A 26,790-nucleotide genomic window follows, 5' to 3' on the forward strand; every position below is an offset into this window, starting at 1 on the left:
GCACGCTATGGTCCAGTCTCATCGCTCATGCAGCCAGCCGGGCAAACCCTGCAAGATCGACGGCGGGGCGCTTGCCGTCGATGGCGTCGGCGATGGCGCGTGCAGCCCCCATCGACAACGTGAAACCCAGTGCGCCGTGGCCGACGTTCAGCCACAGATTGCCCACCTTGTCCGCGCGTCCGAGCACCGGTCGGCCGTGCGGCGTGGACGGGCGCATGCCGGTCCATTCCAGCGGCGCGGGCGTGCCGCGCAACGACGGGAACAATCCGGTCGAAAGCGTGCGCAGCGCATCGATACGATGCTTGACGATGCGGTAGTCGTAGCCCACCAGATCGGCAATTCCGGCCACGCGCAGATGCTCGCCAAGGCTCGCGTAGACCACTTTGTTGTCGGCGTCCGTGACGGAGACCTGCGGGCGGGCGTCTGCCGGTGCGCCGCGATACGTCAGGCTGTAGCCCTTGAGCGGATACATCGACACCGGCTCGCCCACGGCGCGCAGCAGCGGCATGGCGGCCAGACCGTTGGCGACGACGCAGGCATCGACCGGGATATCCCCGGCGCGCGTGCGAATGGCCCGAACGGTGTTGCCACGTACATCGAATCCCGTCACTTCGCGCTCGAACAGCAGCGTGCCGCGTTCATGAGCGCCGATCAGACGCATCAGTTCCTTACACAGCATCTGGCAGTCGCCAGTGCCTTCGCCTGGCGTGTGGATGCCGCCCGCCAGCTCCCCGGCGATCTTGCTCAGCGCCGGTTCCAGCGTGACGCAAGTGGCCGCATCGACACGCCGTTGCGTGTAGCCCAGGCCATTGGCCATTTCAAGCGAGCGCTCTGCGGCTGCGAGCTTGCTCGCGTCGCGATACACCACGAGCTTGCCGCTCAGGCGGTAGTCGAACGTTCCCGACTCCTGTGCCAGAAACTCCAGCATCACCTCGCGACTATGCAGGCCGAGCGAGAGCAGTCGCAGCGTCGAGCTGGCGTTCGCCTGGGCGTTGCAATGTTTGACGAAGGCCAGCGACCAGCGCCAGAAATCCGGATCGAGCGACGGCTTGATCCGCAGCGGCCCGGTGCTGGAGAACAGTAGCGAGGGCAGTTGCGAGAGCACACCGGGGGCGGCAAGGGGCGACACATAGCCATAGCTCAACTGACCGCCGTTGGCGAAGCTGGTCCCCAGACCGCCGTCGCGTGCTGCGTCGATAACTGTGACTTCGTGGCCTGCGCGAAGCAACTGATACGCGCTGGCGAGGCCGACGATACCCGCCCCGATAACTCCAATGTGCATGACGATAGATAACGACGAAAAGCTGATGGAAAGCAAGGCGGGAAAAAATTGCGACACGTGGCGAGCGCCTCGTGGCAGGTCTTCTGCACCGCCTTTGCTACGCAGTGTAGAGGGAGAAAATTCGCTAACCTATGCGGTTTTGAGGCAGCATATGTCTTTTGGCTATAGGGTCCGCCGCGCTAGTGCGCAGGCGGGCAGGATACGGAGACGACGTCAGGCATGAAATTGCGGCATATCGAGACGTTTCGCGCAGTCGTGCTGACCGGGTCGGCCAGCGGCGCGGCGCAATTGCTCAACGTATCGCAACCGGTCGTCTCCCGCGTGTTACAGCACGCGGAGCAGCAACTCGGCTTCAAGCTGTTCGACCGGGTGAAGGGCCGCCTCGTGCCCACGGCCGAAGCGCGCCGCCTGTATCCCGACGTCGAACGCATCTTCAGCGATCTGGAGCGCCTGCGCACCACGTCGCGCAATCTGCGCCAGCACGGCGTGGGGCACCTGCGTATCGCGGTGACGCCGAGTCTCGCGCAGAGCCTGTTGCCCGCTGCCATCGAGCGCATGCGGCGTGCGCACCCCGACGTGGTCTTCGAACTCATCACCCATCACACGAACGAGACCATCACCGCGATTCTCACGTCGTCGGTGGATGTCGGCATCGTTTCTGCACCGCCGATGGCGGCCGGTATCGTGAGCCGTCCCGTGGCGCAGGGTCACATCGTGCTGGCCGTGCCCGCCGCATGGCCAAAGCTTTCGCGGCGCGGACCAGCCAGCGCCGACGCGCTCGCCGGGCGCGATCTCATCAAGCTGCACGACGACACGCCGCTCGGTGCGCTGATCAACGAGCGTCTGGATCAGACGGAACTGCTGCAGGATGCCGAAGTGATGGTGCAGACGTATTCGCTCGCGGCGGCGCTCGTCGAGCACGGTCTGGGATACGCGCTGCTCGATCAGTTCACGGCGGCGAGTGCGCATGTGCAGGCGCAGCGTTTGTATCGTGTCGCACCGGCCATCGAGTTTCCCGTCGAGATGCTGCGCCCCGCACATGAACCGGAATCGGTGCTCGCGGATACGCTGCGGCGGCATCTGGCGGACGTCGCCAATGAACTCAGCGAGCGCGCCGAAGCGCTATGCGAAGGGCGCGAGATCGTGTTGACGCCGGCAGACGCGGCGCAGGAGAGCTGACAGGTTGAACCTCAAAGTCAGCGGCAACTCGGCTCGCTTTTCACTTCGTAATAGGTAAACGGTTGCGGCTGGAGCTTGTCGGCCAGCGACGGGTAGTTGGCCTGCACGAAGCGTCGCGCGCCTGCCATGTCGAATTCGGTGCGCAGCCAGATCTTGCCGTCGTGATTGTCGAGGATCAGCGTGCCCGCGTAGACGACGTCGCCACGGTTGACTCGCACCGTCGGCACTTTGCGCCCCTTGCAATAGCGAAAGCGATAGCTGTTGTCCGCCGGGGTGAACTCCATCGGACCGAAGCGCTCGTTGCGCATGAGCGGCGAGACGCGCATGGCAATGTACCCGCGCGTGGGCGGATTGCTGTTGAGCGTGCGGGTGATCTTGCCGCCGATGATGCCGTTGACCGTCTGATTGAAGTCCGAGAAGGTCCACGGTCCCCAGGTGCTTTGCAGCGGCGTGTCGAGGCCGACGATGACGAGGGCGTACTCGTCGAGCGTGTCTTCGGTCAGTGTGGGGTTGGGCGCAACGCCCTTGGTGCTGCAAGCGGCCAGCCAGGTCAGTCCACCGGCCGCCAGCAGAATGAGCGCGAGACGCCGCGCCGCCGGAAAGCACAACAGGGTACGCATCGACCTCATTGCAATCTCCTCGTGGCGCGTCGCGCTCAGGGGATGGATCCGAAAATTAATCCTGCAAGAATCTTACCTTGACCTTGCGGCCCTTCACACGGCCGTCGGACAGCTTGCGCAGCGCCACCGGGGCGATGTCCCGGTCTACAGCAATATACGTGAAGTTTTCGAGCACGTTGATCTTGCCGATCTGCGCAGCCGCGAAACCGGCTTCGCCGGTCAGCGCCCCGAGCACGTCGCCCGGACGGATCTTGTCCTTCTTGCCGCCCAGCATCTGGATCGTCACCATCGGCGGCAGCAGATGTCCGCTACCCGTCGGCGTAAGCTCCGAGAGTTTGTGCCACTGGACTTCCCCGCCCATCGCGGCTTCGATATTGCCCACACGGCCCATCTCGTCCATCGTCGCCAGGCTGAACGCCCAGCCGTCTTCGTCGGCTCGGCCGGTGCGGCCGATGCGGTGCACGTAGACCTCGGGATCGGGCGTCACGTCCACGTTGATGACGGCTTCGAGCTGCGCGATGTCCAGACCGCGTGCGGCGACATCGGTCGCCACCAGCACGGAGCAACTGCGGTTGGCGAACTGGATCAGGACCATATCGCGTTCGCGTTGTTCCAGATCGCCGTGCAGCGTCAGGGCGTGGAAGCCCTCGGCGCGCAGCACGTCGGTCAGGTCGTTGCACTGTGCGCGGGTGTTGCAGAACGCAATCGTGCTGACCGGGCGGAAGTGATCGAGCAACTGTCCCACAGCGTGCAGACGTTCCTCGTCGCGCACCTCATAAAAGCGCTGGCGAATCTTGCTCGCGTCGTGCTTTTCTTCCAGACGGATCTCGCGCGGGGTCTTCAGGAAGCGCTGGGCGAGCTTGCCGATGCCCTCGGGGTACGTGGCCGAGAAAAGCAACGTCTGGCGCGAGGCGGGTGTTTGTCGCGCTACTGCGGCGATATCGTCGAAAAAGCCCATGTCGAGCATGCGGTCGGCTTCGTCGAGCACCAGCGTCTTGATGCCGGTCAGCGTGAGCGTGCCGCGCTCGAGGTGATCCATGATGCGGCCCGGCGTACCCACGATCACGTGAGCGCCGTGCGCGAGGCTTTCCGCCTGCGGACGGATCGGCGAGCCGCCGCACAGCGTGAGGACCTTGATGTTGTCCTCGGCGCGCGCGATGCGGCGCACTTCCTGGGCGACTTGCTCGGCGAGTTCGCGCGTGGGGCAGAGCACGGCGGCCTGCACGGCGAAATCGCGGGCATCCACGCGCTGGAGCAGGCCCAGCGAGAAGGCGGCGGTCTTGCCGCTGCCGGTCTTGGCCTGCGCGATGATGTCGTGGCCAGCCAGCATGTCGGGGAGCGACGCCTGCTGAATGGGCGTCATCGAGGCGTAACCGAGCCGTGCGAGGTTCTCCTGCATGGCAGGCGAGAGCGGCAGGCTCGAGAAGGGAATGACGGGGGCGCTGTCAGCGCGCGAATCGGTGGCTTTTGAGTTCATGCGCGATTATACCGGTGGCGTCGGTGGCGTCGGTGGCCTTGGTGGCCCCGGCGGCTTCGAGTTGATCGGATGGCTCGGGGCAGATCGGCTCAGCATACCCGAACTCGGGAATCACGCCGTTGCCAGCCCGGGGCCGCCGGGCGTAGCATGGCCTTGCCTGTCCACAAGCCAGTGAATGGCCGGTGACTTATCCCTCGTTCCCCGGTCGAAGTCTCGTCCAATCCCGCAGAGGTGCCCATGCCCGCGAATCCGGAAGAGAAGGTCCGCCAGCACATGGCGGAAGTCGTCGCGATGGCCCGTGAACGTGCGCCCGAATTGGCGGCGCTCTTCGAGCCTTTCGTCCTGCAGTATTACGGTCTGGCCGACGCCGAGGATGTCGTCTCGCGCAGTGTCGCCGATCTTTATGGCGCGGCGATGGCGCACTGGCAACTCGGCCAGAAGTTCGTCTCCGGCGAGCCGCGCATCCGTATCTACAACCCCACGCTCGATCAGCACGGCTGGCATTGCAGTCACACGGTCGTTGAAATCGTCAACGACGACATGCCGTTCCTCGTCGATTCGGTGACGATGGAGATCAACCGGCAGGGGCTGGCGCTGCATTCGGCCTTCCACCCGGTCTATCGCATCCGGCGCGACGCGGCGGGCAAGCGCCTGAGCGTCGTGCCCGGCAACAGTCCGGCGGGTAAGGACGACGGCGCGGGAGGCGGCGCGGAAGACGGCAAAGAGAACGGCAAGGAGCGGGAGGGCGACCGCAGCCGTTTCGAATCGTATATCCACATCGAAGTCGACCGGTTCTCCGAGCCGGAGCGCATTCAGGCGCTGGTCGACGGGTTGCAACGCGTGCTGGGCGACGTGCGCGCCGCCGTCGACGACTGGCGCGCCATGCAGGCTGCTGCACATGCGGCCATCGAATCCCTGACCGAGCGCGCCGCGCAGCAGGGCGTGGCGGCGCAGGAGCGCGCAGAGATCGACGAGGCGCAGGCGTTTCTGGACTGGATGCTCGCGCGCCACTTCACCTTCCTGGGCTATCGCGATTACGAACTGGTCGAGCGCGACGGCGAGCACTACCTGCAAGGCGTGCCGGGCACCGGCCTCGGTGTGCTGCGCGAATCGCGTCGCGATGCCAGCACGCCCGACGTCACGCGCCTGTCGCCCGGGGCCATCGGTATCGTGCAGGCCAGCGCCCCGATCTTCCTGACGAAGGCCAATTCGCGCGCCAGCGTTCACCGCCCGGGCTATCTCGATTACGTGGGCGTGAAACGCTTCGACGCACAGGGCAAGGTCTGCGGTGAGCGGCGTTTTCTGGGGCTGTACACGTCGACCGTCTATATGGTGCCAGCCGACGAAATTCCGCTGGTGCGCCGCAAAGTCGCCGAAGTGATCCGGCGCGCAGGATTCTTGCCCAACGGCCATCTGGCCAAGACGCTCGCGACCATCCTCGAACAATATCCGCGCGACGAACTGTTCCAGATCGACGTCGAGCAACTCGCCGACATCGCGCTGGGCATTCTGCGTTTGCAGGAACGTCAGCGCACGCGACTTTTCGTGCGACGCGACCGCTTCGACCGCTACGTGTCGTGCCTCGTGTTCGTGCCCCGAGAGAAATTCAACACCGATTTGCGCGTGCGCGTGCAGAACCTGCTGCTGGCCGCGTATCACGGCACTGGCGTCGAGTTCACGCCGCAACTCTCCGAGTCGATGCTCGCGCGCATTCAGATCACCGTGCGGACCGAGCCGGGGCATGTGCCGGAGGTCGACGTCAACGAACTGGAAGCCCGCATCGTCGAGACCACACGCCGCTGGCAGGACGACCTCTCCGACGCGCTGCGCGAGCAACTGGGCGAAGAGCGCGGTACGCGGGCCTTGCGACGCTACGCACTGGCGTTCCCTGCGGGGTATCGGGAGGATTACGCGGCGCGCGTGGCTGTGCGCGACGTGGAACTGATCGAACCGCTACTGAATGCGGCACCTTCCCCTGCGCAAGCTACGCCGTCCGGTAGCCCGGGCGCGACGCCGCTCGCCATGCAGCTGTATCGCCCGCTGGAGGCAGCGCCCGGCACGCTGCGCTTCAAGATCTATCAGGCGGGCGAGCCCATCGCGCTCTCACGCAGCCTGCCGATGCTCGAACACCTCGGCGTGCGGGTGAACGACGAGCGGCCTTACCGGATCGAGCCGTCCGATACCGGCGTCGTGTGGATGCACGACTTCGGCATGACCAGTCTCGACGGGGCCGAGGTCGATCTGGAGCACGCCCGCGCGCGCTTCGAAGACGCCTTCGCACGCATCTGGGCTGGCGACGTCGAAAATGACGACCTCAACCGTCTCGTGCTGCAAGCTGGCCTGACCTGGCGCGAGGTGCGCATTCTGCGGGCGTACGCAAAGTACATCCGCCAGGTCGGATCGACCTTCAGCAATGCCTATATCGAGAATGCACTGACGGGGAATCCGTCGATTGCGGGCATGCTCGTCCGCCTGTTCCTCGCGCGCTTCGACCCCTCGTTGAGTGCGGAGGTCCGCGAGTCGCGTGCCGAGCAATTGCGTACGCAGATCCACACGGCGCTGGAAGACGTCCCCAATCTCGACGAAGACCGCATCCTGCGTCAGTTCCTCGGTGTTCTCGAAGCCACGCTGCGGACCAACTACTTCCAGACAGCACAGGACGGGAAGGGCGGGGGCGCGCAGAAGGCGTACCTGTCATTCAAATTTGACCCGTCGAAGGTGCCGGGGCTGCCCGAGCCGAAGCCGATGTTCGAGATCTGGGTGTATTCGCCGCGCGTGGAGGGCGTGCACCTGCGCGGTGGGCGCGTAGCGCGCGGCGGCCTGCGCTGGTCGGACCGCCGCGAAGACTTCCGCACCGAAGTGCTGGGGCTGGTGAAGGCGCAAATGGTCAAGAACACGGTCATTGTGCCGGTGGGGTCGAAGGGGGGCTTCGTGGTCAAGCAGCCGCCGTCGCCGGGGGACCGCGACGCCTACCTCGCCGAGGGCGTCGCGTGCTATCAGACGTTCCTGCGCGGGCTGCTGGATCTGACGGACAACTACGTCGACGGGCAACTCGTGCCCCCGCCGCAAACCGTTCGTATCGATGGCGACGATCCGTATCTCGTGGTGGCCGCCGACAAGGGCACGGCCACGTTCTCCGACTATGCGAACGCGATCTCTGCGGAGTACGGCTTCTGGTTGGGCGATGCGTTTGCCTCGGGTGGCTCGGTCGGTTACGACCACAAGAAGATGGCCATCACGGCACGTGGCGCGTGGGAGTCCGTCAAGCGGCACTTCAGCGAGATGGGCGTCGATACGCAGACGCAGGACTTCACGGTGGTGGGCATCGGCGATATGTCGGGCGACGTGTTCGGCAACGGTATGTTGCTCTCGAAACACATCCGGCTCGTAGCGGCGTTCGATCACCGTCACATCTTCCTCGATCCCACTCCGGATGCCGCGAGCTCGTTTGCCGAGCGCGAGCGTCTGTTTCAGTTGCCGCGGTCCAGTTGGGCCGACTACGACGCGAAGCTGATTTCCAAAGGCGGCGGCATTTTCCCACGCACGGCGAAAGCGATTGCGCTGTCGCCGGAGATGCGCGAGTGGCTCGGCACTGAAGCTTCCGAGATGGCGCCGAACGAATTGCTGCGTGCGCTGCTGACCGCACCCGTCGATCTGCTCTACAACGGCGGCATCGGCACTTATGTAAAGGCGAGCACCGAGACGCATGCGCAAGTCGGCGACCGCGCCAACGACGGGCTGCGTGTGAACGGCGCAGAACTGCGCTGCAAGGTCGTGGCCGAGGGGGGCAACCTCGGGCTGACGCAGCTCGGACGCATCGAGTACGCCCAGCACGGCGGTCGTATCAACACCGACGCCATCGATAACTCGGCAGGTGTCGATTGCTCGGACCACGAGGTCAACATCAAGATCCTGTTGGGCCTCGTCGTGACCGACGGCGAAATGACGCTCAAGCAGCGCAATACGTTGCTCGCTGAGATGACGGAAGAAGTCGGGTCGCTCGTGTTGCGCGACAACTATCTGCAAACGCAGGCGTTGTCGCTCGGGCGACTGCGCTCGGCGGCGGCGCTCGATGGAGACGCCCGCTTCATGCGTTATCTGGAGCGCGCACAGCGGCTCGCACGCGCCATCGAGTTCCTGCCGGACGACGAAGCCCTCGATGCGCGTCGCGCGGCGGGCGCCGGGCTGACCTCGCCGGAGCGCGCCGTGCTGATGGCGTACAGCAAGATGTGGCTCTACGACTTGCTGCTGGCGAGCGATCTGCCGGACGCAGAATTCGTGGCCGACGGATTACCGTCCTACTTCCCGACGCCACTGGCGAGCCGCTGTGGCGCGGCGATGCTGCGTCATCCGCTCAAACGGGAAATCCTCGCGACGATGCATGCCAATGCGCTCGTCAACCGGGCGGGGGTGACGTTTGTGCATCGCCTGAGCGAAGAGACGGGCGCGGAGCCCGCCGATGTCGTACGTGCCAGTCTCGCCGCGCGCGGCGCGTATGGACTCGACGCCTTGTGGCTCGACATCGATGCGCTAGACGCCAGGGTGTCGCACGAGACGCAGGCGTCGCTCTTCACGGCGATTGCGCAGTGGCACGAGCAGGCGACGCTGTGGTTCCTGCGTCGGCGTCTGACCGATGTGCCGCAGACCGTGGAGCGCCTGCGCAGTGTGCTCGATCCGATTCTGCCCACGCTCGACACGCTGGTGAGCGGCGAAGCAGCGGATGAAGCCCGCACGCGCTGCCAGACCATGATCGACGCCGGTGTGCCGCCGCGGCTCGCGCAAACGGCGGCCGGTGTCGGCGCACGCGTGGCGTTGCTCGACATCGCCGAGGTCGCGAGCACCAGTGGATGCGAGCCGTCGCTCGCGGCGCAGGTGTACTTCGCGCTCGACGCGCCGCTGGGCTACGGCTGGTTGCAGACGGGCGTGCTCGGCCTGCCGATGCAAACGCACTGGCAGCGTCTCGCGCGGGCGACGTTGCTCGAAGAGTTGTCGGTGTTGCGTCGACGTCTGACGGCGAGCGTGCTGGAAGGCGGGAAGGGGAGCGATGTGGTTGCACCACCGGAGGCCGCCGACCAAAGTCCGGCCGCACGACTCGTCGCCGGATGGCAGCAGACCCACACCGACGCGCTCGCCCGTTATCACCGGGTGCTGGCCGACCAGATCGCCGTTGGCAACGCCGACCTTGCCATGTTGTCAGTAAGCCTGAAATCCCTGGCAGAAGTCGGTCGCTGATGTCGACCGATGCCGTTCAAACGCTTGCCGCGCGGGGCTGTGAGTGATTCGCCCCGGGCGGCAAGCAACGGCAGCCGGGTACCGACGATCGTCGCCGCAGCAACATTTTTTAAGCGTTTACACAAAAGCGGCGAAACGGCGTATGATCCGGGAAAACCCTAGGATTGAGATGACCCGCGCGCATGCTTGCCCGTCGCGCGGGTGGTCGCGTCCTGGGGTTTCGTCGATTCCTGATCCCCTGCGCAATGCCTACCGACACCCGCCCTGCGAACGGCCAGTTCGCCACGACGTTGCAGATCGTCTCCACCGTGTTCTTCACGTTCCTCTGCTATCTGACGATCGGCTTGCCGCTCGCAGTGCTGCCGTCGTTCGTGCACGTGGATCTGGCATACAGCTCCGTGATCGCCGGGCTGGCGATCAGCGTTCAATATCTCGCGACACTGCTCTCGCGCCCGTATGCCGGACGCACGGCCGACGCGTGGGGTCCGAAGCGCACGGTGCTGTGCGGTCTGGTCGCGTGTGGCGCGTCCGGCTTGCTCGTGGCGTTGGGCGGTGTGTTCTCCGGTGTGCCCTGGCTGGCGCTGCTCGCACTGATCGCCGGACGCCTCGTGCTCGGCTTTGGCGAAAGCTGGGTGTCGACGGGCGCGATCATGTGGGGCATCGGACAAGTCGGGCCGTCGCACACGGCGCGCGTGATTTCCTGGAACGGCGTGGCGACTTACGGCGCGCTCGCGCTTGGCGCACCGCTCGGCGTGGCGCTCAACAATGCGTACGGCATCAAGGCCGTGGGCGCTGCGGTGGCGCTGGCGGGTATCGTCGGTTTGCTGTTGGCCCGCATGAAGCGTGCGACGCCCGTCATTCACGGGGAGCGACTCGCGTTCCGCGCGGTGCTCGGCCGCGTGATGCCGTTCGGCATGGGGCTGGCGCTCGGGTCCATCGGCTTCGGTGCGATCTCGACATTCATTACGCTTTACTACGCAAGCCATCATTGGGACAACGCAGCGCTGGCACTGACGGCCTTCGGTCTGTGTTTCATGGGCGTGCGTCTGTTGCTCGGCAGCAGCATTCAGCGCTTTGGCGGCTATCGCGTCGCGATGGCGTCGTTCGCGCTGGAAGCCTTCGGTCTGATCGTGTTGGGTATTGCCCCGACGGGCTTCACGGCGCTGCTCGGTGCCGCGTTGGCGGGTGCAGGCTTCTCGCTTGTGTTCCCGTCGCTGGGTGTGGCGGCCGTCAACCTCGTGCCTGCACAGAATCGTGGCGCTGCACTCGGTGCGTACTCGGTGTTTCTCGACGTCGCACTGGGCGTCACGGGACCGGTCGCGGGTCTGATCGTCGGGGCGTACGGGTACGCCGAGGTGTATCTGTGCGCGGCACTGGCCGCCATCGCAGCCGTGCTGCTTACCCTGTGGATGTCGCGCAATGCCCGCGTGGGCCAAGCGCCTGATACTGCGTCGACGGCGAACAAGTCAGCACAGACCGCGACGTCGTCGTAATCGTTTTTCCGATCCGGGCCTCGCCTCATTCGCATAAGGAGATCGGCACACGGCCACCGCGCGCCGATCTCGGGGCAATCTCCCTCCTGTTGCACAGCGCTGTCTTCCCAATTCCCGGGGCGCGAGCGCATTTCTGCAAGTCATCTGCCGTATCGCCCCCCTAAATTGAATCCGCAGCAGCCAGCGAGTCGCGCACGGTTGCTGCGAGCGCCCTTGCTTGTCGCAACGGGCATTCATCTTAGGAGTGTGAAATGAAACTGAACTGGATGATTCGTGCCGGGTTGATCTCGGCGGCGCTTTGGACACAAATTCCGACGATACAAGCCGCCGAGCTTCCCGGGGCGCAGGCAGCCGACGCACCTTACCAACTGTGCCCGCCGTGGGACGATGACGAGTGCTCGTGTCCCGACCCAACGCTCATCTGCCGTCTGCGCTGAGAACTTACCCGTCCGACTTTGACCCGGCGGCTGCGACAATCGCCGCCAGCCGCTTGATCAATCCGGGGATGCGGGAGGCGTCCGTATCCCCGTAGCCGATCACCAATCCGTTGTCTGCCGGTTGTGGGTCGAGTGCGAAGCTCGACAGCGCGCGAGGGCCGATCCCTTCGCGCTGAGCTGCCGCGACGATGGCCGCGTCCGGGAAGGCCGAGTCCAGTCGCACCGTCAGGTGGAGTCCGCAGCGTTCGCCAATCACCGCATATGCCGGATCGAAATACGTGGCCAGCGCGTCGCGCAATGCCGTCTGACGCTCCCGGTACAAACGCCGCATGCGCCCCAGATGACGCGCAAACTGCCCACTTCGGATGAAGTCGGCGAGTGCTAGCTGTTCGAAGCGATGGCCGCCGCGCAGGAGTTCGTCGAGCGCATCGCGGGCCTGCGTCGCGAGTGCCGTCGGCAGAATCAGAAACCCGAGACGCAGTGCCGGGAACATCGTTTTGCTGAAGGTGCCGACGTACACGACGGGCGCGTCCGGCACCATCCCCTGCATCGCGGCAATCGGCTCGCCCTGATGACGAAACTCGCTGTCGTAGTCGTCCTCCAGAATCCATGCGCCGTGACGCCGCGCCTGCGCAATCAGATCGAGACGGCGCGATGCCGATAACACACTGCCAAGCGGGTACTGGTGCGACGGCGTCACGTACACCAGTCGCGGCGGCGAGCGCTCCCACAAGCCTTCGGGAATGACGATGCCTTCGTCGTCCACACGCAGCGCCTGCAATCGCACATCGCTCGAATGAAAGGCGGCTTTCGCACCACGATAGCCGGGGTCTTCCATCCACACCGTGTCGCCCGGGTCGGTCAGCAACCGTACGCAGAGAATCAGCGCCTCGTGCGCACCTTCCGTGATGACGACCTGTGACGCATCGCACCGCACGCCGCGCGAGATGCGCAGATGGTCCGCAATGGCTTCTCGCAGCGCAGGCTCGCCCAGCGGGTCGCCATAGTTGTAGTGGCGGGGCTGCGCTTCGCGCATGACGCGCTCCAGCGTACGTCGCCATGTGCTCGCGGGAAAGCGGGTAAGCGCGGGCACACCGGGTGTGAACGGCAGCGGGGTTTCACCCGCGCGTGCGGCGTGCCGGGTGGCGGGCAGGCGTTGGATGCGGCGTGACGGTGACGGTGCAGTTACGACTTCCGGTGCGACGTCGGGCGCATCGACCTCTTGCGTCCTCGACCTCGCGACCTGTGCCGCCTGCGCGGCAATGTGCGGATCGAGCGAGAGTTGCGCGACGCGCGTGCCGAGTCGATGCGGGACGATGAAACCCTCGGCAGCGAGCTGGTCGTAGACGATGGAGACGGTGTTGCGCGACACGGCGAGGTCCTCCGCGAGTGTGCGCGAGGCTGGCAGACGTGCGCCAGCAGGCAAACGTCCTTCGAGAATGGCGTGCTTGAGTCGCGCCAGGAGTTGCTTCTGGAGTGAGACGTTGCGTCCCGGTCCCGTGGCAAGCGGGCTGTCGAACAGGGCGGCAACGTTCTCCGGTGCAAAGGCAGGCGCCGGGGGCGTCGTGTCAGCGCGTGTTTTGGCTACGGATGTCATGGCACCAAGAGATTCGCGAAGAGTGGTGCTTTTCATCGTACCACCGGCGCGATAACTTAGTCTGAATGATCAAAATGCCCATCCAATTGCCGGAGACGAGAGAGCCATGACCGACGCACCGAACTTCAATGACTACGACCAGCCCATCGGCCCGGCGCTGCCCGACTGGAAGCCGCGCGCTCAGCCGCCGCGCACGCCGGTCAGCGGCCGGTATTGCCGTCTGGAGCCAATCGACGTCGAGCGTCACGCTAAGGATCTCTTCGACGCCTACGCCACCGCACCGGACGGGCGCGACTGGACCTACATGAGCGGCGGCCCGTTTCCCGACTTCGACAGCTACTACGCCTACGCAACGAAGCTGGCGGCGTCCACCGACCCGCTGCATCACGCCATCGTCGATCTGGAGACGGGCAAAGCCGTGGGTACGCTGGCGCTCATGCGCATCGATCCCGCCAACGGTGTGGTCGAAGTCGGGCACGTGGCGTACTCGCCGTTGCTCAAGCGCACGCGTGCGGGGACGGAGGCACAGTACCTGCTGATGCGTCGCGCATTCGACGAGTTGGGCTATCGTCGCTACGAGTGGAAGTGCGATTCGCTGAACGCGCCCTCGCGCCGTGCGGCGGCCCGCTACGGCTTCACGTTCGAAGGGATCTTCCGTAACGCCATTGTCTATCGCGGACGCAGCCGGGATACGGCGTGGTTTTCCATCACCGATGCGGAATGGCCTGCAATCAGCCGGGGCTTCGAGCAGTGGCTCTCGCCGGAGAACTTCGACGCGCAAGGCCAGCATCGTGCGGGACTTGCGGCATTGATCTCCGCTGCCCGGGCATAACTGCGACGTCAAAACAAAACGGTCCGCCGGGAAATCCCCGGCGGACCGTTTTGCTTGTTGCTTGCTATCGGAACCGTCCCAATCGACGGTGGCGATACCTCGGGCCGATCAGCCCGGGAAGAAGGCGTACTTCAACACGAACAGTACGGCGATCACCCACGCTGCCGGGTGGACTTCCTTCGCACGGCCCGTGAACAACTTCAGCACGGCGTAAGAGATGAAGCCGAACGCCAGACCGGTGGCGATCGAGTACGTGAACGGCATGGCCAGCGCGGTCAGGGCGGCCGGCGTAGCTTCCGTGATGTCGTCCCACTCGACGTCGAGCAGTTCGCGCAGCATCAGGCCTGCAACATACAGCAGTGCCGGTGCGGCGGCGTACGCCGGGACCGAGCCAGCCAGCGGGGCGATGAACAGCGCGAGGATGAACAGCAGGGCAATCGTCAGTGCGGTCAGACCCGTGCGGCCGCCAGCCTGCACGCCCGAGGCGCTTTCGACGTAAGCCGTCGTGCTGCTCGTGCCCAGCAGCGAGCCGATGAAGATGGCGATGGAGTCGGCGAAGAGCGCGCGTCCCAAGCCCTTGTAATGCGTGCCTTCGAGCAGACCGGCGCGCTTGGCCACGCCCATCAGCGTACCCGTCGCGTCGAACACTTCGACCAGCACGAAGGCCAGAATCACGTGGACGAAACCGGCGTGCAAGGCACCCGGAATGTCGAGCTGGAGGAACGTCGGCGCGAGGCTCGGCGGCATGGCGAACACGCCCTGGAACTGGTTCAGACCCAGCACCATCGAGAGCACCGTCACGGCCAGAATGCCGATCAGGATGGCGCCACGAACCCGCAGCGCGTCGAGCACGGCGATCAGGAAGAAGCCGAAGATGGCGAGCAGTGCCTGCGGCGAGTGGAGATCGCCCAGACCGATCTTCGTAGCCGGGTTGGCGACGACCACGCCGGCGTTACCGAGCGCGATGATGGCGAGGAACAGACCGATACCCGCTGCAATCGCACATCGCAACGATTTGGGCACCCCGGCAATGAGCCAGGATCGCACCCCTGTCACGGTCAGGATGATGAACAGACACCCTGAGATGAACACCGCGCCGAGCGCCTGTTGCCACGTGTAGCCCATCGCGCCTACGACCGTGAAGGCGAAGAAGGCGTTCAGGCCCATACCCGGCGCCATGCCGATCGGATAGTTGGCGACGAAGCCCATCACCACCGAGCCGATCGCCGCTGCCAGACAGGTCGCCACGAACACGGCACTCTTGTCCATGCCCGTCGTGCCGAGGATGTTGGGGTTGACGAAAATGATGTACGACATGGTGAGGAAGGTCGTTAGACCCGCCACCATTTCCGTGCGTACATTGGAGCCATGCTCCTCGAGTTTGAAGAATTTGGTCAGCAACGCGCTCTCCTTGTGACTTTGTTATGCCGTTGTCCGTGTGCAGCGGGGGCGCGCGCATTGTACTGCGCGCGAGCCCGTGCCACCGATTTTGTCAGGCGACTGCTTGCGTCGAGTCTGTCAGAACTTCATGCGCATGCCCACCCCGAAAGTATTCCCGGCATCCAGCCCGGAAACCTTGTCGTTGAGGTAGGCCGTGTACACATCGGTGCGTTTGGAGAGGTTGTAATCGTAGCCGATGGCCCACGTATTCCGGCTGGTATTGTTTGCGCCGGAATTTTTCGTGTAAGCGTAAGACGCCATCACATTCCCCCCGCCGAGCGGCACGGTAAAGCCGAGCTGGCCCCCGTTGGACGTCAGATTGCCGCCCGTGATCGTGTTCTTGATGTATTGGTACTGACCGAAAAACTTGACCACTTTGAAGTCGTACGTCAGACCGGCCTGAAGCGCTTGCTGATTGCGAAAACCGGTGATACCTGCCTGATCGTCGGGCGTCGAGTCGAACTTGACCTGCTGGTAGGCGAGCGTGGCGGCGAGCGGGCCATGGAAGTACATGGCCGCGGCACTCCACTTGTTCTGCCCCATTTCGCCCGCCTTGTTGCCGAAGGCATAGGAGAAGCTTGCGCCCAGCCCCTTGTAGTCGGGCGTGGCGTACATCACGCCATTGTTCCAGCCCGAGTCGCCGACGATCCCTTGTCCCGCGAGACCGAGGAACGTGTGGTAGACCATCGGGCTGAAGGTGTAGGAGTCGACAAACGGGTTGAACAGGATCGTCGACACGAAGTACGACGTGGTGAGCCGCCCCATCGTGATCGTGCCCAGCGTGTTCGATTGCAGTCCGACGTAGGCGTTGCGCGAGAAGAAGCTGTCGCCGGTGAAGCGGCCGTAGCGGCCGTTCTGAGGCAGGAAGAAGTCTTCGAGCGTGAAGATCGCTTTCAGACCGTCGCCAAGATCTTCGGCGCCCTTGATCCCCCAGTAAGACGTGGACATGCCGCCGCCGGCCTGGGTCCAAGCGCGTTCGCCGCCGGGGGCCTTGGCCGCGCCGACCCACGCGTCGACCTGGCCGTAAAGGGAAACGCTGGATTGTGCGTTCGCGACGCCCGCCGCGCCGCAAATTGCGAGGGCGAGCGTGCCCCGCAGCCAACCTGCTGCCTTGCTCATGAATGTGTCTCCGTCTCGTTTTAGTTTGTGCGTGCCTCTGAACTGCTCTTTTCACCGAAGAGTGCAAGGGGGCACGCCTGAGTCATTGACACACTGACTTCGCGTTGCGCGGGGATCGGTGTTGCTTTGAGGCGTGATCATTATTATCAAGGTGCCTCATACGACATATCACGCGGCGTTGATACTCGTTATTCCGTTGTTGCCGTCACACTTCGCGGGTTAACACGGGCGGTTTACCTCTTGCGCAGCGCAATTTGCGGGGGCGAAAAAAAAGCGGATATCCGCGTCTCGGACGCGAATATCCGCTCTCGATCTGATGGCGGCTTCAGGCAAGCCGCCGTCGTCGACCGCGCTTACCGAACCGCGCGCCAACTCGCGTTGTGCGCTTCGAGCCAGTTCTGCGCGAGCGCCGGATCGCCGTGACGATTCGGATGGAACGACGGCAGCATGTACTTGAGCATCGGCCCGGTCGTGCGCCAGACGACGCCGTCGCGACCGAAGAACATCGTCGTGAATCCCCACCACGTGCTCGGCTTGAAGAGTGTGCCGTCGCGCCAGAGATTGTTGATCGTCTGCGCGTGGCTCTCCAGCCCGAACATGAACAGCACGTAGAGATACGTCAGTACCCGCTGTCGCTCGCTGCCACCCAATGCACGGTACAGGTCGAACGCCACCGCCTTGTGCTCGGTCTCTTCGGCCGCGTGCCAGCGCCACATCAGACGCATCTTCGGCTCCGCCTTCGCGAGCCAGCGGTCGTAGCGCAGTGCGCCGTCGCCGAACACCGCCGTGCAATGCTCGTAAGCAGCCGTGACGGCGAGCATGTACATCGGCGACAGCTTGCGGCGTCGCGCCCACTGAATGCGCGACGTCGCCCAGTTCTCCCAATGATTCACCAGGCCTTGCTTGGCAAGCTGCGCGTTGTACTGGCCGTGTAGATGACGGTGCGTGGCTTCCTGTCCGATGAATTGCGCAATGTCGGCGCGCAGTTTGTCGTAACGCGCATCGTCAGGCAGACGGTCCATCGTGTCGCGCACCGAGTCGATGAACGACTGCTCGCCGACGGGAAAACTCATCGACAGCGAGTTGTAGTACATCGTGCGGTAAGCGTCGCCGCTGTGCCAATGGCGCTCGAAGCCACTGGCAAGATCGACCGTCAGCTTGCGCACGGTCAGCGCGGAAATGTCGTTGCTCATGATGGCAGACCTCTCTGGCAGTCGAGACGAACGTCCGATGCAACGAATGTGACGTCCATGACGCCGTCTCTTGAATTTCATACCGAATGTGAGCATTATTCATTTTTCAGGCGCCTTGCCGCAACTCGCTTCCTGCTCAGGTTTTTATTTATGTCCACACCGAAGTCGCCCGCCACCCCGAACGCCCCGTCCGCCATGCGAAAGCGGCCGATGCAGGCACGCGCGCAGCACACCGTCGAGACCATTTTCGAGGCTACGGCTCAGGTTCTCGACGAAGAAGGTGAGGCGGCGCTCACGACCAATCGCATCGCCAAGAAGGCTGGCTTTTCGATTGGCACCCTGTATCAGTACTTCCCGACCAAGGAAGCGATTCTGCTGGCGATGATTGCGCGCGAGCGACGTCGCGTGATGGATGAGCAGAACGAATTCCTCGCCCGTGCCGTCGATGAAGGCGCAGACCCCGAGCGCGTGATTCGCGAACGCATCCGCATGCTGATCGAAGCATTCGGTTCGGGGGGACGCGTGAAGCGCTCACTCATCAAGATGGCGTGGCAGATGGACCATCACGAGAACATCATGCAGGCGATGCGCGAGGCGGCGGAGCATATCGCCGTCGCCATGTCGCGCCGCGATGCGCCGGGGATGCGTCCGCCGACCACCGCCACGGTGTTCGTGCTCACGCGCGCATTCATGGGCACGCTGCGCTCTGCGGTACTCGAAGACTCCCCGTTGCTTGGCACTCCAGAATTCGAGGACGAGCTTTACCGGTTATGCTGGGGCCTGTTGCGCGCCGACGCCTGATGGCACGCTCACCGGACCGACGATAGGTTCCACCGTCGCTTCGCAGGCAAAGACGCGCACCACTTCGATAGCTCCGGCAGTTCGCACAAAGGAAGGCGTTGCATGGGTGAAATCGTCAAGGCGGTCAGCATTCTGGCGGGGGGTGTCGGCATCTTCCTGATCGGCATGGCGATGATGACCGACGGCCTCAAACTCGCCGCTGGGCCTGCGCTCGAACGCATCCTCGCCGGGGCGACGCGGACCCGATGGCAGGCCTTCGCATCGGGCGTGCTCGTCACCGCCATCACCCAAAGCTCGTCGGTCGTGACGATTGCAACCATCGGCTTCGTCAACGCCGGGCTGCTCCAGCTCGGTGGCGCGCTCTGGCTCATGTTCGGTTCGAATCTCGGATCGACGATGATGGGGTGGATCGTCGCGGTGATCGGCCTCAAGTTCAATATCGATGCGTTCGCGCTGCCGATGATCGCCGTCGGCGTGGCGCTGCGCCTGACGGGCGCGGGCACCCGGCGCGGTGCCGTCGGCAATGCACTCGCGGGCTTCGGCCTGCTCTTCTTCGGCATCTCGCTGCTGCAATCTGCCTTCATCGACATGGCGGGCATGATTCGTCTGCCCGACGGCACCGGCCCGCTCGACGTGCTGCTGCAAGTCGTCGTGGGCTTCGTGCTTACCTGCATCGTGCAGTCCTCGGCGGCGGCGATGGCCATCACACTCACGGCCGCGCAGAACGGACTGCTGGGCGCGCAGGGCGCGGCGGCCGTGGTGATCGGCGCGAACATCGGTACGACGGTGACGGCCGTGATCGCGGCCATCGGCGCGACGCCCAACGCGCGGCGGGCGGCCATGGCGCATGTCGCCTTCAACGTGGTGGCGGCTGTCGTGGCACTCCTTTTGCTACCGTGGATGATCCGCGCCATCGCCACCGGCATGGAATGGATGCACCGCGAAGCCGACCCCGCGATCCAGCTCGCGATCTTCCACACGACGTTCAACGTACTCGGCGTGTTGCTGATGATTCCGCTGACCACGCCGCTGTTGCACTGGTTGCAGCGTCGCTTTCGCTCGCGGGAGGAAGACGACGGGGCGCCGCAGTTCCTTGACGACAACGTGCTGCAGGTGCCGCAACTGGCCGTCGACGCGCTTAAGCGTGAAGTCGAGCGCCTTGGCGTGATCAGCCGACATATGGTGCGCGGCGCATTGACCGGTACGAGTTCCGGTGTGCTGGCCCAGTCGCACGCGTCGGTCACGCGCCTCGGCAGCGTTTGCCAGACATTCGCCGAGCGCATGAGTCGCGTGGCCATGGGCGCGGCGTCCGCCGAGCAACTGGCCGACACGCTGCGCACACTGCGCTACTACGAGAGCGCGGCAGAGCAGGCGGTGGCGGCCGCCGCGTTGCGCGACCAGACCAGCACCGCGACCGGTATGTCGGACGTCTACACAGCGTTCCTACGCGAATCGGGCGCGCTGCTCGATCATGTGGAAAGCGATGCGTGGCCGGAAGACAGTGGCGAGTCGCTCGGCACACATGCGTCGGCAATGGAAGCGGCGTATGGCGGGCTCAAGGCCAAATTGCTGGCCGACGGCGCGGCGGGCACCGTACGTATCTCCGTGATGGAGGAAGCCTTGCGGCGTTACAGCGCCCTGCGACGCGCTTTGCAGCAGACCGTCAAGGCGAGCACGCGTCGAGCGAGGGGGACCGATCCCATTGACTGAGCGGCTGACCGGCCAACCGATTGAGCGGGAGGTGTGGTTTTCGCGTCATGCCCGTCGCTTGCGCAACGCAACATGCGTGGCTAGAATGACGACAGATTCTTGGCATCCGGTGAAATCTCCACGGGTGTCACGTAAGCGTTCACGTGAATCAACGCATTCTCCGCGACAGCGGCCGGTTCTATCGGCACGTCGGTCGAGGGGCGTGCGTTCATGCGTGAACTACCGGGCAACCCATTCAGCGTTGTATCCGGTTCACTGAGCGCCATAAGCGCCGTCCTCCTCCGATTTGCCTGTTTCGATACCGATGCCCCGTTTGCGGTCGTTCGTCCGCTGGTTGGCGTCCGGTGTCCGTCGTTCGTGGCTTGTTCATCGTTCGCCGGTGTTTCACCGATGACTTCGCTTGCATGTCGCTTGCATCTCCTTCGACACTGGCTTTCGCTGACCGGCAACCTTTGGAGCTTTCTCGCATGTCGTCCTCCGCTACACCGGCCCAATCTTCGGATCAGGCCCAACCTCCCCATCAGGCGGCGGGCGCGCCCGTCAACGCTACGGCATTGCTCGTGCGCTTCTCGCTCAATGTTTTTCTCGCGTGCCTGACCATCGGCATGTCGCTTTCCGTCGTGCCGCTGTTCGTGCACAACATGCTCGGGTATCACAACGTCATCGTGGGTTTTGCCGTGGGCGTGCAGTCGCTCGCCACGGTGCTCACCCGCAAGTTCGCCGGACGCACCGCCGATCAGCGCGGTGCACGCGTGGCGCTCATGCGCGGTCTGGTGTTCGTTGGACTGTCAGGCGTCGCGCTGCTCGCGACGAGCCTGATCTCGGTAGCCGCCGAGCCGCGTCTGGCTGTGCTGACCCTCGCCCGCTTGCTGCTCGGCGTCGGTGAGAGCCTGTGCATCACCGGCACATTGACATGGGCCATCGGCAGTCTCGGTGCTGCGCAATCGGGCCGTGTGATGTCATGGACCGGCGCGGCTGTCTTCGGCGGATTCGCGGTTGGCGCCCCGTTGGGGCTGGCGCTCTATGGCGGTACATCGCTGGCGGGCGTTGCCGTCGCGATCTGTTTGTTGCCGCTGGCGGGCTGGGCGGTCATCTCGCGCATCGCTGCTGTCGCGCCCGCGCATCAGGCCGGGGGCGCGCTGGCGTACTCGCAGGTGTTGCGTATCGTCTTCCTGCCGGGGCTGGCGCTGGCGTTGCAGGGTGTCGGGTTCGCTGTGGTCGGTGCGTTCGTGGTGCTGTACTTCGAGGCGTCGCGCTGGACCGGTGCGGCGATTGCCTTGTCGGCGTTCGGTCTGGCGTTTGTGCTGATGCGTTTGATCGGCGGCCGCTGGCCCGAGCGCTTCGGCAATCTGCGGGTGGCGCAGGCGTCGCTCGTCGTCGAGGCCATTGGGCTGCTGATCGTCTGGCAAGCGCCCGTCGCGTGGCTCGCCCTACTGGGGACGGCGTTGGCCGGGGCAGGGGCATCGCTGATTTTCCCGTCGCTGGGCATTGAAGTCGTCAAGCGCGCACCGGCGGCCAGCCGCGGTACGAGCCTTGGCACGTATGCCGCATTTCAGGACATCGCTATCCTGACCACCGGTCCGCTCGCGGGGGCCGTGGCTAACCCGTTCGGTTATCGGGCCGTGTTCCTGTGCGGTGCGGTGGCGGCTGTGCTGGGTGTCATCGTGGTCGTGTCGTTGCGGGCGCGTCAGCGCTGATCTGATGGTCGATGCAGCGCCGTGCAGCCTCTCGACCCGAGAGGTCGCACGGCGCTGCATTCCGCCGTTCCGTAGGTGCCCGCAAACGCTAAAGGCCCATTCGATATCCGACGATCGCGCCTCAAGAAAATGTTCACGCACTGAAGGTTCGTTCCATTTAAAGCGGTGTCCTATGGTTTACAATCCGCCTCGGCCTCCCAATACCTAAGGGGATGGCAGGGTGAGATGCGTCGCACAACGGCTTAACCGTTGGGCGCGACGTCCGGAGACAATGCCTCCGGGCCTGCGCGTGATCGATTCCTGCAACATGGGAATCGTGAGGTCTTCAGAGCGGTCGAGTGGGTAAGGCAGCGTGATCGGTGCGAGTGGTCCGGGTGCAACGTTGCAGTCAATTCAGGCTGCGTGGCAGCCGAAGTTCGAAGTGGAGACCATGAGTACTATCGCTAGCGGTGTCAAAGCCAACGCGCATACGCGCGAGATCGAGGCGCAAGCCTACGCAAAAGCGACCTGGCGTTTGTTGCCGTTCCTTTTCCTGTGTTATGTCGCGGCCTATCTGGACCGCGTGAATGTCGGCTTCGCCAAGCTGCAAATGCTGAACGACCTTCAGTTCAGCGAGACCGTCTACGGTCTGGGCGCCGGCATCTTCTTCATCGGTTACTTCTTCTTCGAAGTGCCGTCCAACATCATCATGCACAAGGTCGGTGCGCGTCGCTGGATTGCACGCATCATGATCTCGTGGGCGGTGCTCTCGGCAGCGACGCTGTTCGTCACGACGCCGACACAGTTCTACGTCGTGCGCTTCCTCCTCGGTGTGGCTGAAGCGGGTTTCTTCCCCGGCATCGTGCTGTATCTGACCTACTGGTTCCCGGCGCAGCGCCGTGGCCGCATGAACGCGCTGTTCATGATCGGTATTCCGGTGGCCGGTGTGTTCGGCGGTCCGCTCTCGGGCTGGATTCTGCAAGCGTTCAACGGCGTGGGCGGCTGGAAGGCCTGGCAATGGTTGTTCTTCATCGAGGCCATTCCGTCGGTGATTCTCGGCGTGATCACGCTGATGTATCTGCCGAACGGCATTCGCGCTGCGAAGTGGCTGACCGAAGACGAGAAGGCCGTGCTGGAGCACAACATCGCGCAGGACAGCGCGGGCAAGGCACCGCAATCGGTGGCCTCGGTGTTCGCGAACGGTCGTGTGTGGCTGATGGCCGTGATCTACTTCTGCTGCATGATGGGTCTGTACGGCATTGGCTTCTACCTGCCAACGCTCATCAAGGCCAGCGGCGTGAAGAGCGCGCTCGACGTGGGTCTGCTGACCGCCATTCCGTACGCTTGCGCCGTCGTCAGCATGATTGCCGTGGCACGCAGCTCGGACCGCTCGCGTGAGCGTCGCTGGCACTTCGCAGTGGTGTCGTTCGCCGGCGCCGTCGGTCTGTACCTGAGCACGATCTGGGGCAACAATGTACCGCTCGCGATGGTCGCGCTGTCGGTCGGCACGGCCGGCATGCTGGCCACGATGCCCGTGTTCTGGACGTACCCGAGCGCACTGCTCGTCGGCGGCTCGGCGGCGGCGGCCATCGGCATGATCAACTCGATCGGCAACCTGGCAGGCTTCGTGAGCCCGTTCGTCATCGGCTGGCTCAAGGACGTGACGCAAAGCACGAACGCCGGTATGTACTGCGTGTCGGCAGCGCTCGCGCTGGGTGCCGTGCTGGCACTCACCCAGTCGAAGGAACAGGTCAATCGCTGATCGTTCTGTCGAACTGTGAGGGGAGGTCGGCGGTGCTGCCCATCCCTCCCGGGCGATGTCTCACGCGAGAAGTTTCGCCAACAAAAAAAGCTGGTCCATGTGAGTGGACCAGCTTTTTTGTTGCTCCCTGGCGGGTACAGGGCAGTCCTTGGGGACCGCCCGCCAGCGGCACCGTGGCTTACGCCTTGGCGACGCTTGCCAGTGCTGCGTTGAACGTCTTGCTCGGACGCATGACTTGTTCGAGCTTTTCGAAGTCAGGCTTGTAATAGCCGCCGATATCGGTCGGCTTGCCTTGCACGTCGGCGAGTTCGCCCACGATGGTCTTCTCGTTCTCGGTCAGTTGCTTTGCGAGCGGGGCGAACAGCTTGGCCAGCTCGGCGTCGTCCTTTTGCTCGGCCAGTTCCTGCGCCCAGTACATCGACAGGTAGAACTGGCTGCCACGGTTGTCCAGCTCGCCAGTCTTCGGCGACGGACCCTTGTTGTTGTCGAGCAGCTTGCCCGTTGCGGCGTCGAGCGTCTTGGCGAGGATCTTGGCGCGCTGGTTGCCCGTCTTGATGCCGAGGTCTTCCAGCGAGACTGCCAGTGCCAGGAATTCACCCAGCGAATCCCAGCGCAGGTGGTTCTCTTCCACCAGTTGCTTGACGTGCTTCGGTGCCGAGCCGCCAGCACCCGTTTCGTACATACCGCCACCGGCCATCAGCGGCACGATGGAGAGCATCTTGGCGCTGGTGCCCAGTTCCATGATCGGGAACAGGTCGGTCAGGTAGTCGCGCAGAATGTTGCCGGTCACCGAGATGGTGTCCAGGCCGCGAATCACGCGCTCGAGGGTGTAACGCATGGCGCGCACTTGCGACATGATCTGGATATCGAGACCGTTGGTGTCGTAATCCTTCAGGTACGTTTCGACCTTCTTGATCAGTTCGGCTTCGTGCGGACGGTACGGGTCGAGCCAGAACACGGCCGGCATGCCCGAGTTGCGCACGCGGTTCACGGCGAGCTTCACCCAGTCGCGGATCGGTGCGTCCTTGACCTGGCACATACGCCAGATGTCGCCAGCTTCCACGTTCTGCGAGAGCAGCACTTCGCCCGTGGCGATGTCGACGATGTTCGCCACGCCGTCTTCGGCGATTTCGAACGTCTTGTCGTGCGAGCCGTATTCCTCAGCCTTCTGTGCCATCAGGCCGACGTTCGGCACCGTACCCATCGTGGTCGGATCGAATGCGCCGTTCGTCTTGCAGAAGTTGATGATTTCTTGATAGATGCGAGCGAACGTGCTTTCCGGGATCACGGCCTTCGTGTCCTTCGGACGGCCGTCGGCGCCCCACATCTTGCCGCCGATACGGATCATGGCGGGCATCGATGCGTCGACGATGACGTCGTTCGGTGCGTGCAGGTTCGAGATGCCCTTGGCCGAGTCGACCATCGCCAGTTCCGGACGGTGCTCGTGGCAGGCGTGCAGATCGCGGATGATCTCTTCGCGTTGCGTGCTCGGCAGCGCTTCGATCTTCTCGTACAGGTTCACGAGACCGTTGTTGACGTTCACGCCCAGTTCGTCGAACAGCTTGCCGTGCTTCTCGAAGGCTTCCTTATAGAAGATCTTCACGGCGTGGCCGAACACGATCGGGTGCGAGACCTTCATCATCGTGGCCTTCACGTGCAGCGAGAACATGACGCCGGTCTTGCGTGCGTCTTCCATCTGTTCTTCGTAGAACTCGCACAGCGCCTTCTTGCTCATGAACATGCTGTCGATGATTTCGCCGTCGAGCAGCGAGACCTTCGGCTTGAGCACGATCGTCTTGCCGCTGTTCGTCACGAGTTCCATCTTGACGTCGCGCGCCTTGTCGATCGTCATCGACTTTTCGCCGTGGTAGAAGTCGCCATGCTTCATGTGCGCGACGTGCGTGCGCGAAGCCATGCTCCACTCGCCCATGCTGTGCGGGTGCTTCTTGGCGTAGTTCTTGACGGCGAGCGGTGCGCGACGATCCGAGTTGCCTTCACGCAGGACCGGGTTCACGGCCGAGCCGAGGCACTTCGAGTAACGCTTCTGGATGGCCTTCTCTTCGTCGGTCTTCGGGTCTTCCGGGAAGTCCGGGATCTTGTAACCCTTCGACTGGAGTTCCTTGATGGCGCTCTGGAGCTGGAACACCGATGCGCTGATGTTCGGCAGCTTGATGATGTTCGTGTTCGGATCCTGCGTCAGACGACCGAGTTCGGCGAGGTTGTCCGGGACGCGCTGTTCTTCGGTCAGGAATTCAGGGAATTCGCCGAGGATACGGCCCGAGACCGAGATGTCGCTCGTCTCGACCGCCACGCCCGCCGGAGCGGTGAACGTGCGGATGATCGGGAGGAAGGAGCCGGTGGCGAGAAGCGGAGCTTCGTCGGTCAGGGTATAGATGATGCTGGGTTGCTGCGTGCTCATCGCTGGTCTCGGATTCAAGAATCAGGAAAAGGTGGGGGAACGCCGCCGACTGGGTCACAGTCCGCTAGCCATGACAAATTTTCCCTGATTGTGACACGGGTCGGGGGCAAAACTGAAATGCCTTTTCGTAATGTGAATGCTCGGGTCTTATATAAGACTGGCACGGAAGTGCCCATCACGCCGTTGAAAACCCCGCAGGCTGGGGCAGGGGTGCCGGAAACGGCAGGGTGGAACCGGGTTCTGATGAGGGTTGTTTGAATGGACTTCATTTTTCAATAGTTAAAATCTATGAAAAACGCGGCAATAACGTCCGTCGAGACACAAGGAAATCCTATTTGAGACCGCGCTGTCGCGTCGCCTGATGCTGCCGCGCGACACTCTGTTTTCTCAGTTGCAACCGGCAAGGCGTTGCGATTAAATGGCGCGCAACGCTCCGACCCCCGGAAGGTTTGATCCCCGGGCGCAGTCGTCCCCCCAACTGCCACCGGGCGTTCGTCATCTGCCGCAAGCAAAAGAGATAT

Annotated in this window: 18 protein-coding genes; 9 read left to right on the plus strand and 9 right to left on the minus strand. The window is 63.9% G+C overall.

Annotated features, from left to right (window positions below; translation table 11 throughout):
- Positions 1-25: 25 nt before the first annotated feature.
- Complete coding sequence (locus NA29_RS06945; RefSeq protein ID WP_039402642.1) at positions 26-1,282, minus strand: D-amino acid dehydrogenase; 1,257 nt, start codon at positions 1,280-1,282, stop codon at positions 26-28.
- Positions 1,283-1,501: 219 nt separating this feature from the next.
- On the opposite strand from NA29_RS06945, the gene NA29_RS06950 reads away from it, so the two are divergent.
- Positions 1,502-2,461, plus strand: coding sequence for a LysR family transcriptional regulator (locus tag NA29_RS06950; RefSeq protein ID WP_039397066.1), 960 nt, complete (start codon positions 1,502-1,504; stop codon positions 2,459-2,461).
- A 17-nt stretch (positions 2,462-2,478) separates the two neighbouring features.
- Here NA29_RS06950 and NA29_RS06955 read toward each other — a convergent pair whose 3' ends face one another.
- Together NA29_RS06955 and dbpA are read right to left on the minus strand one after the other, a co-directional pair.
- Complete coding sequence (locus tag NA29_RS06955; RefSeq protein WP_150661534.1) at positions 2,479-3,090, minus strand: hypothetical protein; 612 nt, start codon at positions 3,088-3,090, stop codon at positions 2,479-2,481.
- A gap of 46 nt (positions 3,091-3,136) precedes the next feature.
- Positions 3,137-4,558, minus strand: coding sequence for an ATP-dependent RNA helicase DbpA (gene dbpA, locus NA29_RS06960; protein WP_052252590.1), 1,422 nt, complete (start codon positions 4,556-4,558; stop codon positions 3,137-3,139).
- Between the two features lie 237 nt (positions 4,559-4,795).
- Between dbpA and NA29_RS06965 the strand changes: the two genes are divergently transcribed.
- The 3 genes from NA29_RS06965 (at position 4,796) to NA29_RS06975 (ending at position 11,720) form a co-directional block, all read left to right on the plus strand.
- Complete coding sequence (locus tag NA29_RS06965; protein ID WP_039397070.1) at positions 4,796-9,790, plus strand: NAD-glutamate dehydrogenase; 4,995 nt, start codon at positions 4,796-4,798, stop codon at positions 9,788-9,790.
- Positions 9,791-10,035: 245 nt separating this feature from the next.
- Complete coding sequence (locus tag NA29_RS06970) at positions 10,036-11,283, plus strand: MFS transporter (RefSeq protein ID WP_039397072.1); 1,248 nt, start codon at positions 10,036-10,038, stop codon at positions 11,281-11,283.
- 251 nt (positions 11,284-11,534) lie between these two features.
- Positions 11,535-11,720: a hypothetical protein gene (locus NA29_RS06975; protein WP_039397074.1), complete on the plus strand. Its 186-nt coding sequence runs from the start codon at positions 11,535-11,537 to the stop codon at positions 11,718-11,720.
- A gap of 4 nt (positions 11,721-11,724) precedes the next feature.
- On the opposite strand, the gene pdxR is transcribed toward NA29_RS06975, so the two are convergent.
- Positions 11,725-13,317, minus strand: coding sequence for a MocR-like pyridoxine biosynthesis transcription factor PdxR (gene pdxR / locus NA29_RS06980; RefSeq protein ID WP_224786869.1), 1,593 nt, complete (start codon positions 13,315-13,317; stop codon positions 11,725-11,727).
- Positions 13,318-13,423: 106 nt separating this feature from the next.
- On the opposite strand from pdxR, the gene NA29_RS06985 reads away from it, so the two are divergent.
- Entirely contained in the window at positions 13,424-14,149 is a 726-nt protein-coding gene (locus NA29_RS06985; RefSeq protein ID WP_039397076.1) for a GNAT family N-acetyltransferase, read from the plus strand.
- Positions 14,150-14,257: 108 nt separating this feature from the next.
- On the opposite strand, the gene NA29_RS06990 is transcribed toward NA29_RS06985, so the two are convergent.
- From NA29_RS06990 to NA29_RS07000, 3 genes are all read right to left on the minus strand, one after another.
- Positions 14,258-15,550, minus strand: a complete 1,293-nt coding sequence (locus tag NA29_RS06990; RefSeq protein WP_039397078.1) for an NCS2 family permease — start codon at positions 15,548-15,550, stop codon at positions 14,258-14,260.
- Between the two features lie 117 nt (positions 15,551-15,667).
- Positions 15,668-16,708: a porin gene (locus NA29_RS06995; RefSeq protein ID WP_039397080.1), complete on the minus strand. Its 1,041-nt coding sequence runs from the start codon at positions 16,706-16,708 to the stop codon at positions 15,668-15,670.
- 353 nt (positions 16,709-17,061) lie between these two features.
- The gene (locus tag NA29_RS07000; RefSeq protein ID WP_039397081.1) at positions 17,062-17,901 is read right to left on the minus strand and encodes a metal-dependent hydrolase; all 840 of its coding nucleotides are present in this window, start codon (positions 17,899-17,901) and stop codon (positions 17,062-17,064) included.
- A 150-nt stretch (positions 17,902-18,051) separates the two neighbouring features.
- On the opposite strand from NA29_RS07000, the gene NA29_RS07005 reads away from it, so the two are divergent.
- Positions 18,052-18,702 carry a TetR/AcrR family transcriptional regulator gene (locus NA29_RS07005; RefSeq protein WP_039397083.1) on the plus strand — a complete coding sequence of 217 codons (651 nt, stop codon included), beginning with the start codon at positions 18,052-18,054 and terminating at the stop codon, positions 18,700-18,702.
- A 102-nt stretch (positions 18,703-18,804) separates the two neighbouring features.
- On the plus strand, positions 18,805-20,412 hold the full coding sequence (locus NA29_RS07010; protein WP_052252591.1) for a Na/Pi cotransporter family protein: 1,608 nt from the start codon (positions 18,805-18,807) through the stop codon (positions 20,410-20,412).
- Positions 20,413-20,492: 80 nt separating this feature from the next.
- On the opposite strand, the gene NA29_RS26230 is transcribed toward NA29_RS07010, so the two are convergent.
- The gene (locus NA29_RS26230; protein WP_257125718.1) at positions 20,493-20,624 is read right to left on the minus strand and encodes a hypothetical protein; all 132 of its coding nucleotides are present in this window, start codon (positions 20,622-20,624) and stop codon (positions 20,493-20,495) included.
- Positions 20,625-20,879: 255 nt separating this feature from the next.
- On the opposite strand from NA29_RS26230, the gene NA29_RS07015 reads away from it, so the two are divergent.
- Entirely contained in the window at positions 20,880-22,109 is a 1,230-nt protein-coding gene (locus NA29_RS07015; RefSeq protein WP_084103526.1) for an arabinose transporter, read from the plus strand.
- A gap of 430 nt (positions 22,110-22,539) precedes the next feature.
- Positions 22,540-23,850 carry an MFS transporter gene (locus NA29_RS07020; protein WP_039402652.1) on the plus strand — a complete coding sequence of 437 codons (1,311 nt, stop codon included), beginning with the start codon at positions 22,540-22,542 and terminating at the stop codon, positions 23,848-23,850.
- A 178-nt stretch (positions 23,851-24,028) separates the two neighbouring features.
- On the opposite strand, the gene NA29_RS07025 is transcribed toward NA29_RS07020, so the two are convergent.
- On the minus strand, positions 24,029-26,269 hold the full coding sequence (locus NA29_RS07025; RefSeq protein ID WP_039397084.1) for an NADP-dependent isocitrate dehydrogenase: 2,241 nt from the start codon (positions 26,267-26,269) through the stop codon (positions 24,029-24,031).
- Between the last annotated feature and the right edge of the window lie 521 nt (positions 26,270-26,790).

Origin of the sequence: Pandoraea sputorum, from assembly GCF_000814845.2 — a bacterium.
GTDB classification, from domain to species: domain Bacteria; phylum Pseudomonadota; class Gammaproteobacteria; order Burkholderiales; family Burkholderiaceae; genus Pandoraea; species Pandoraea sputorum.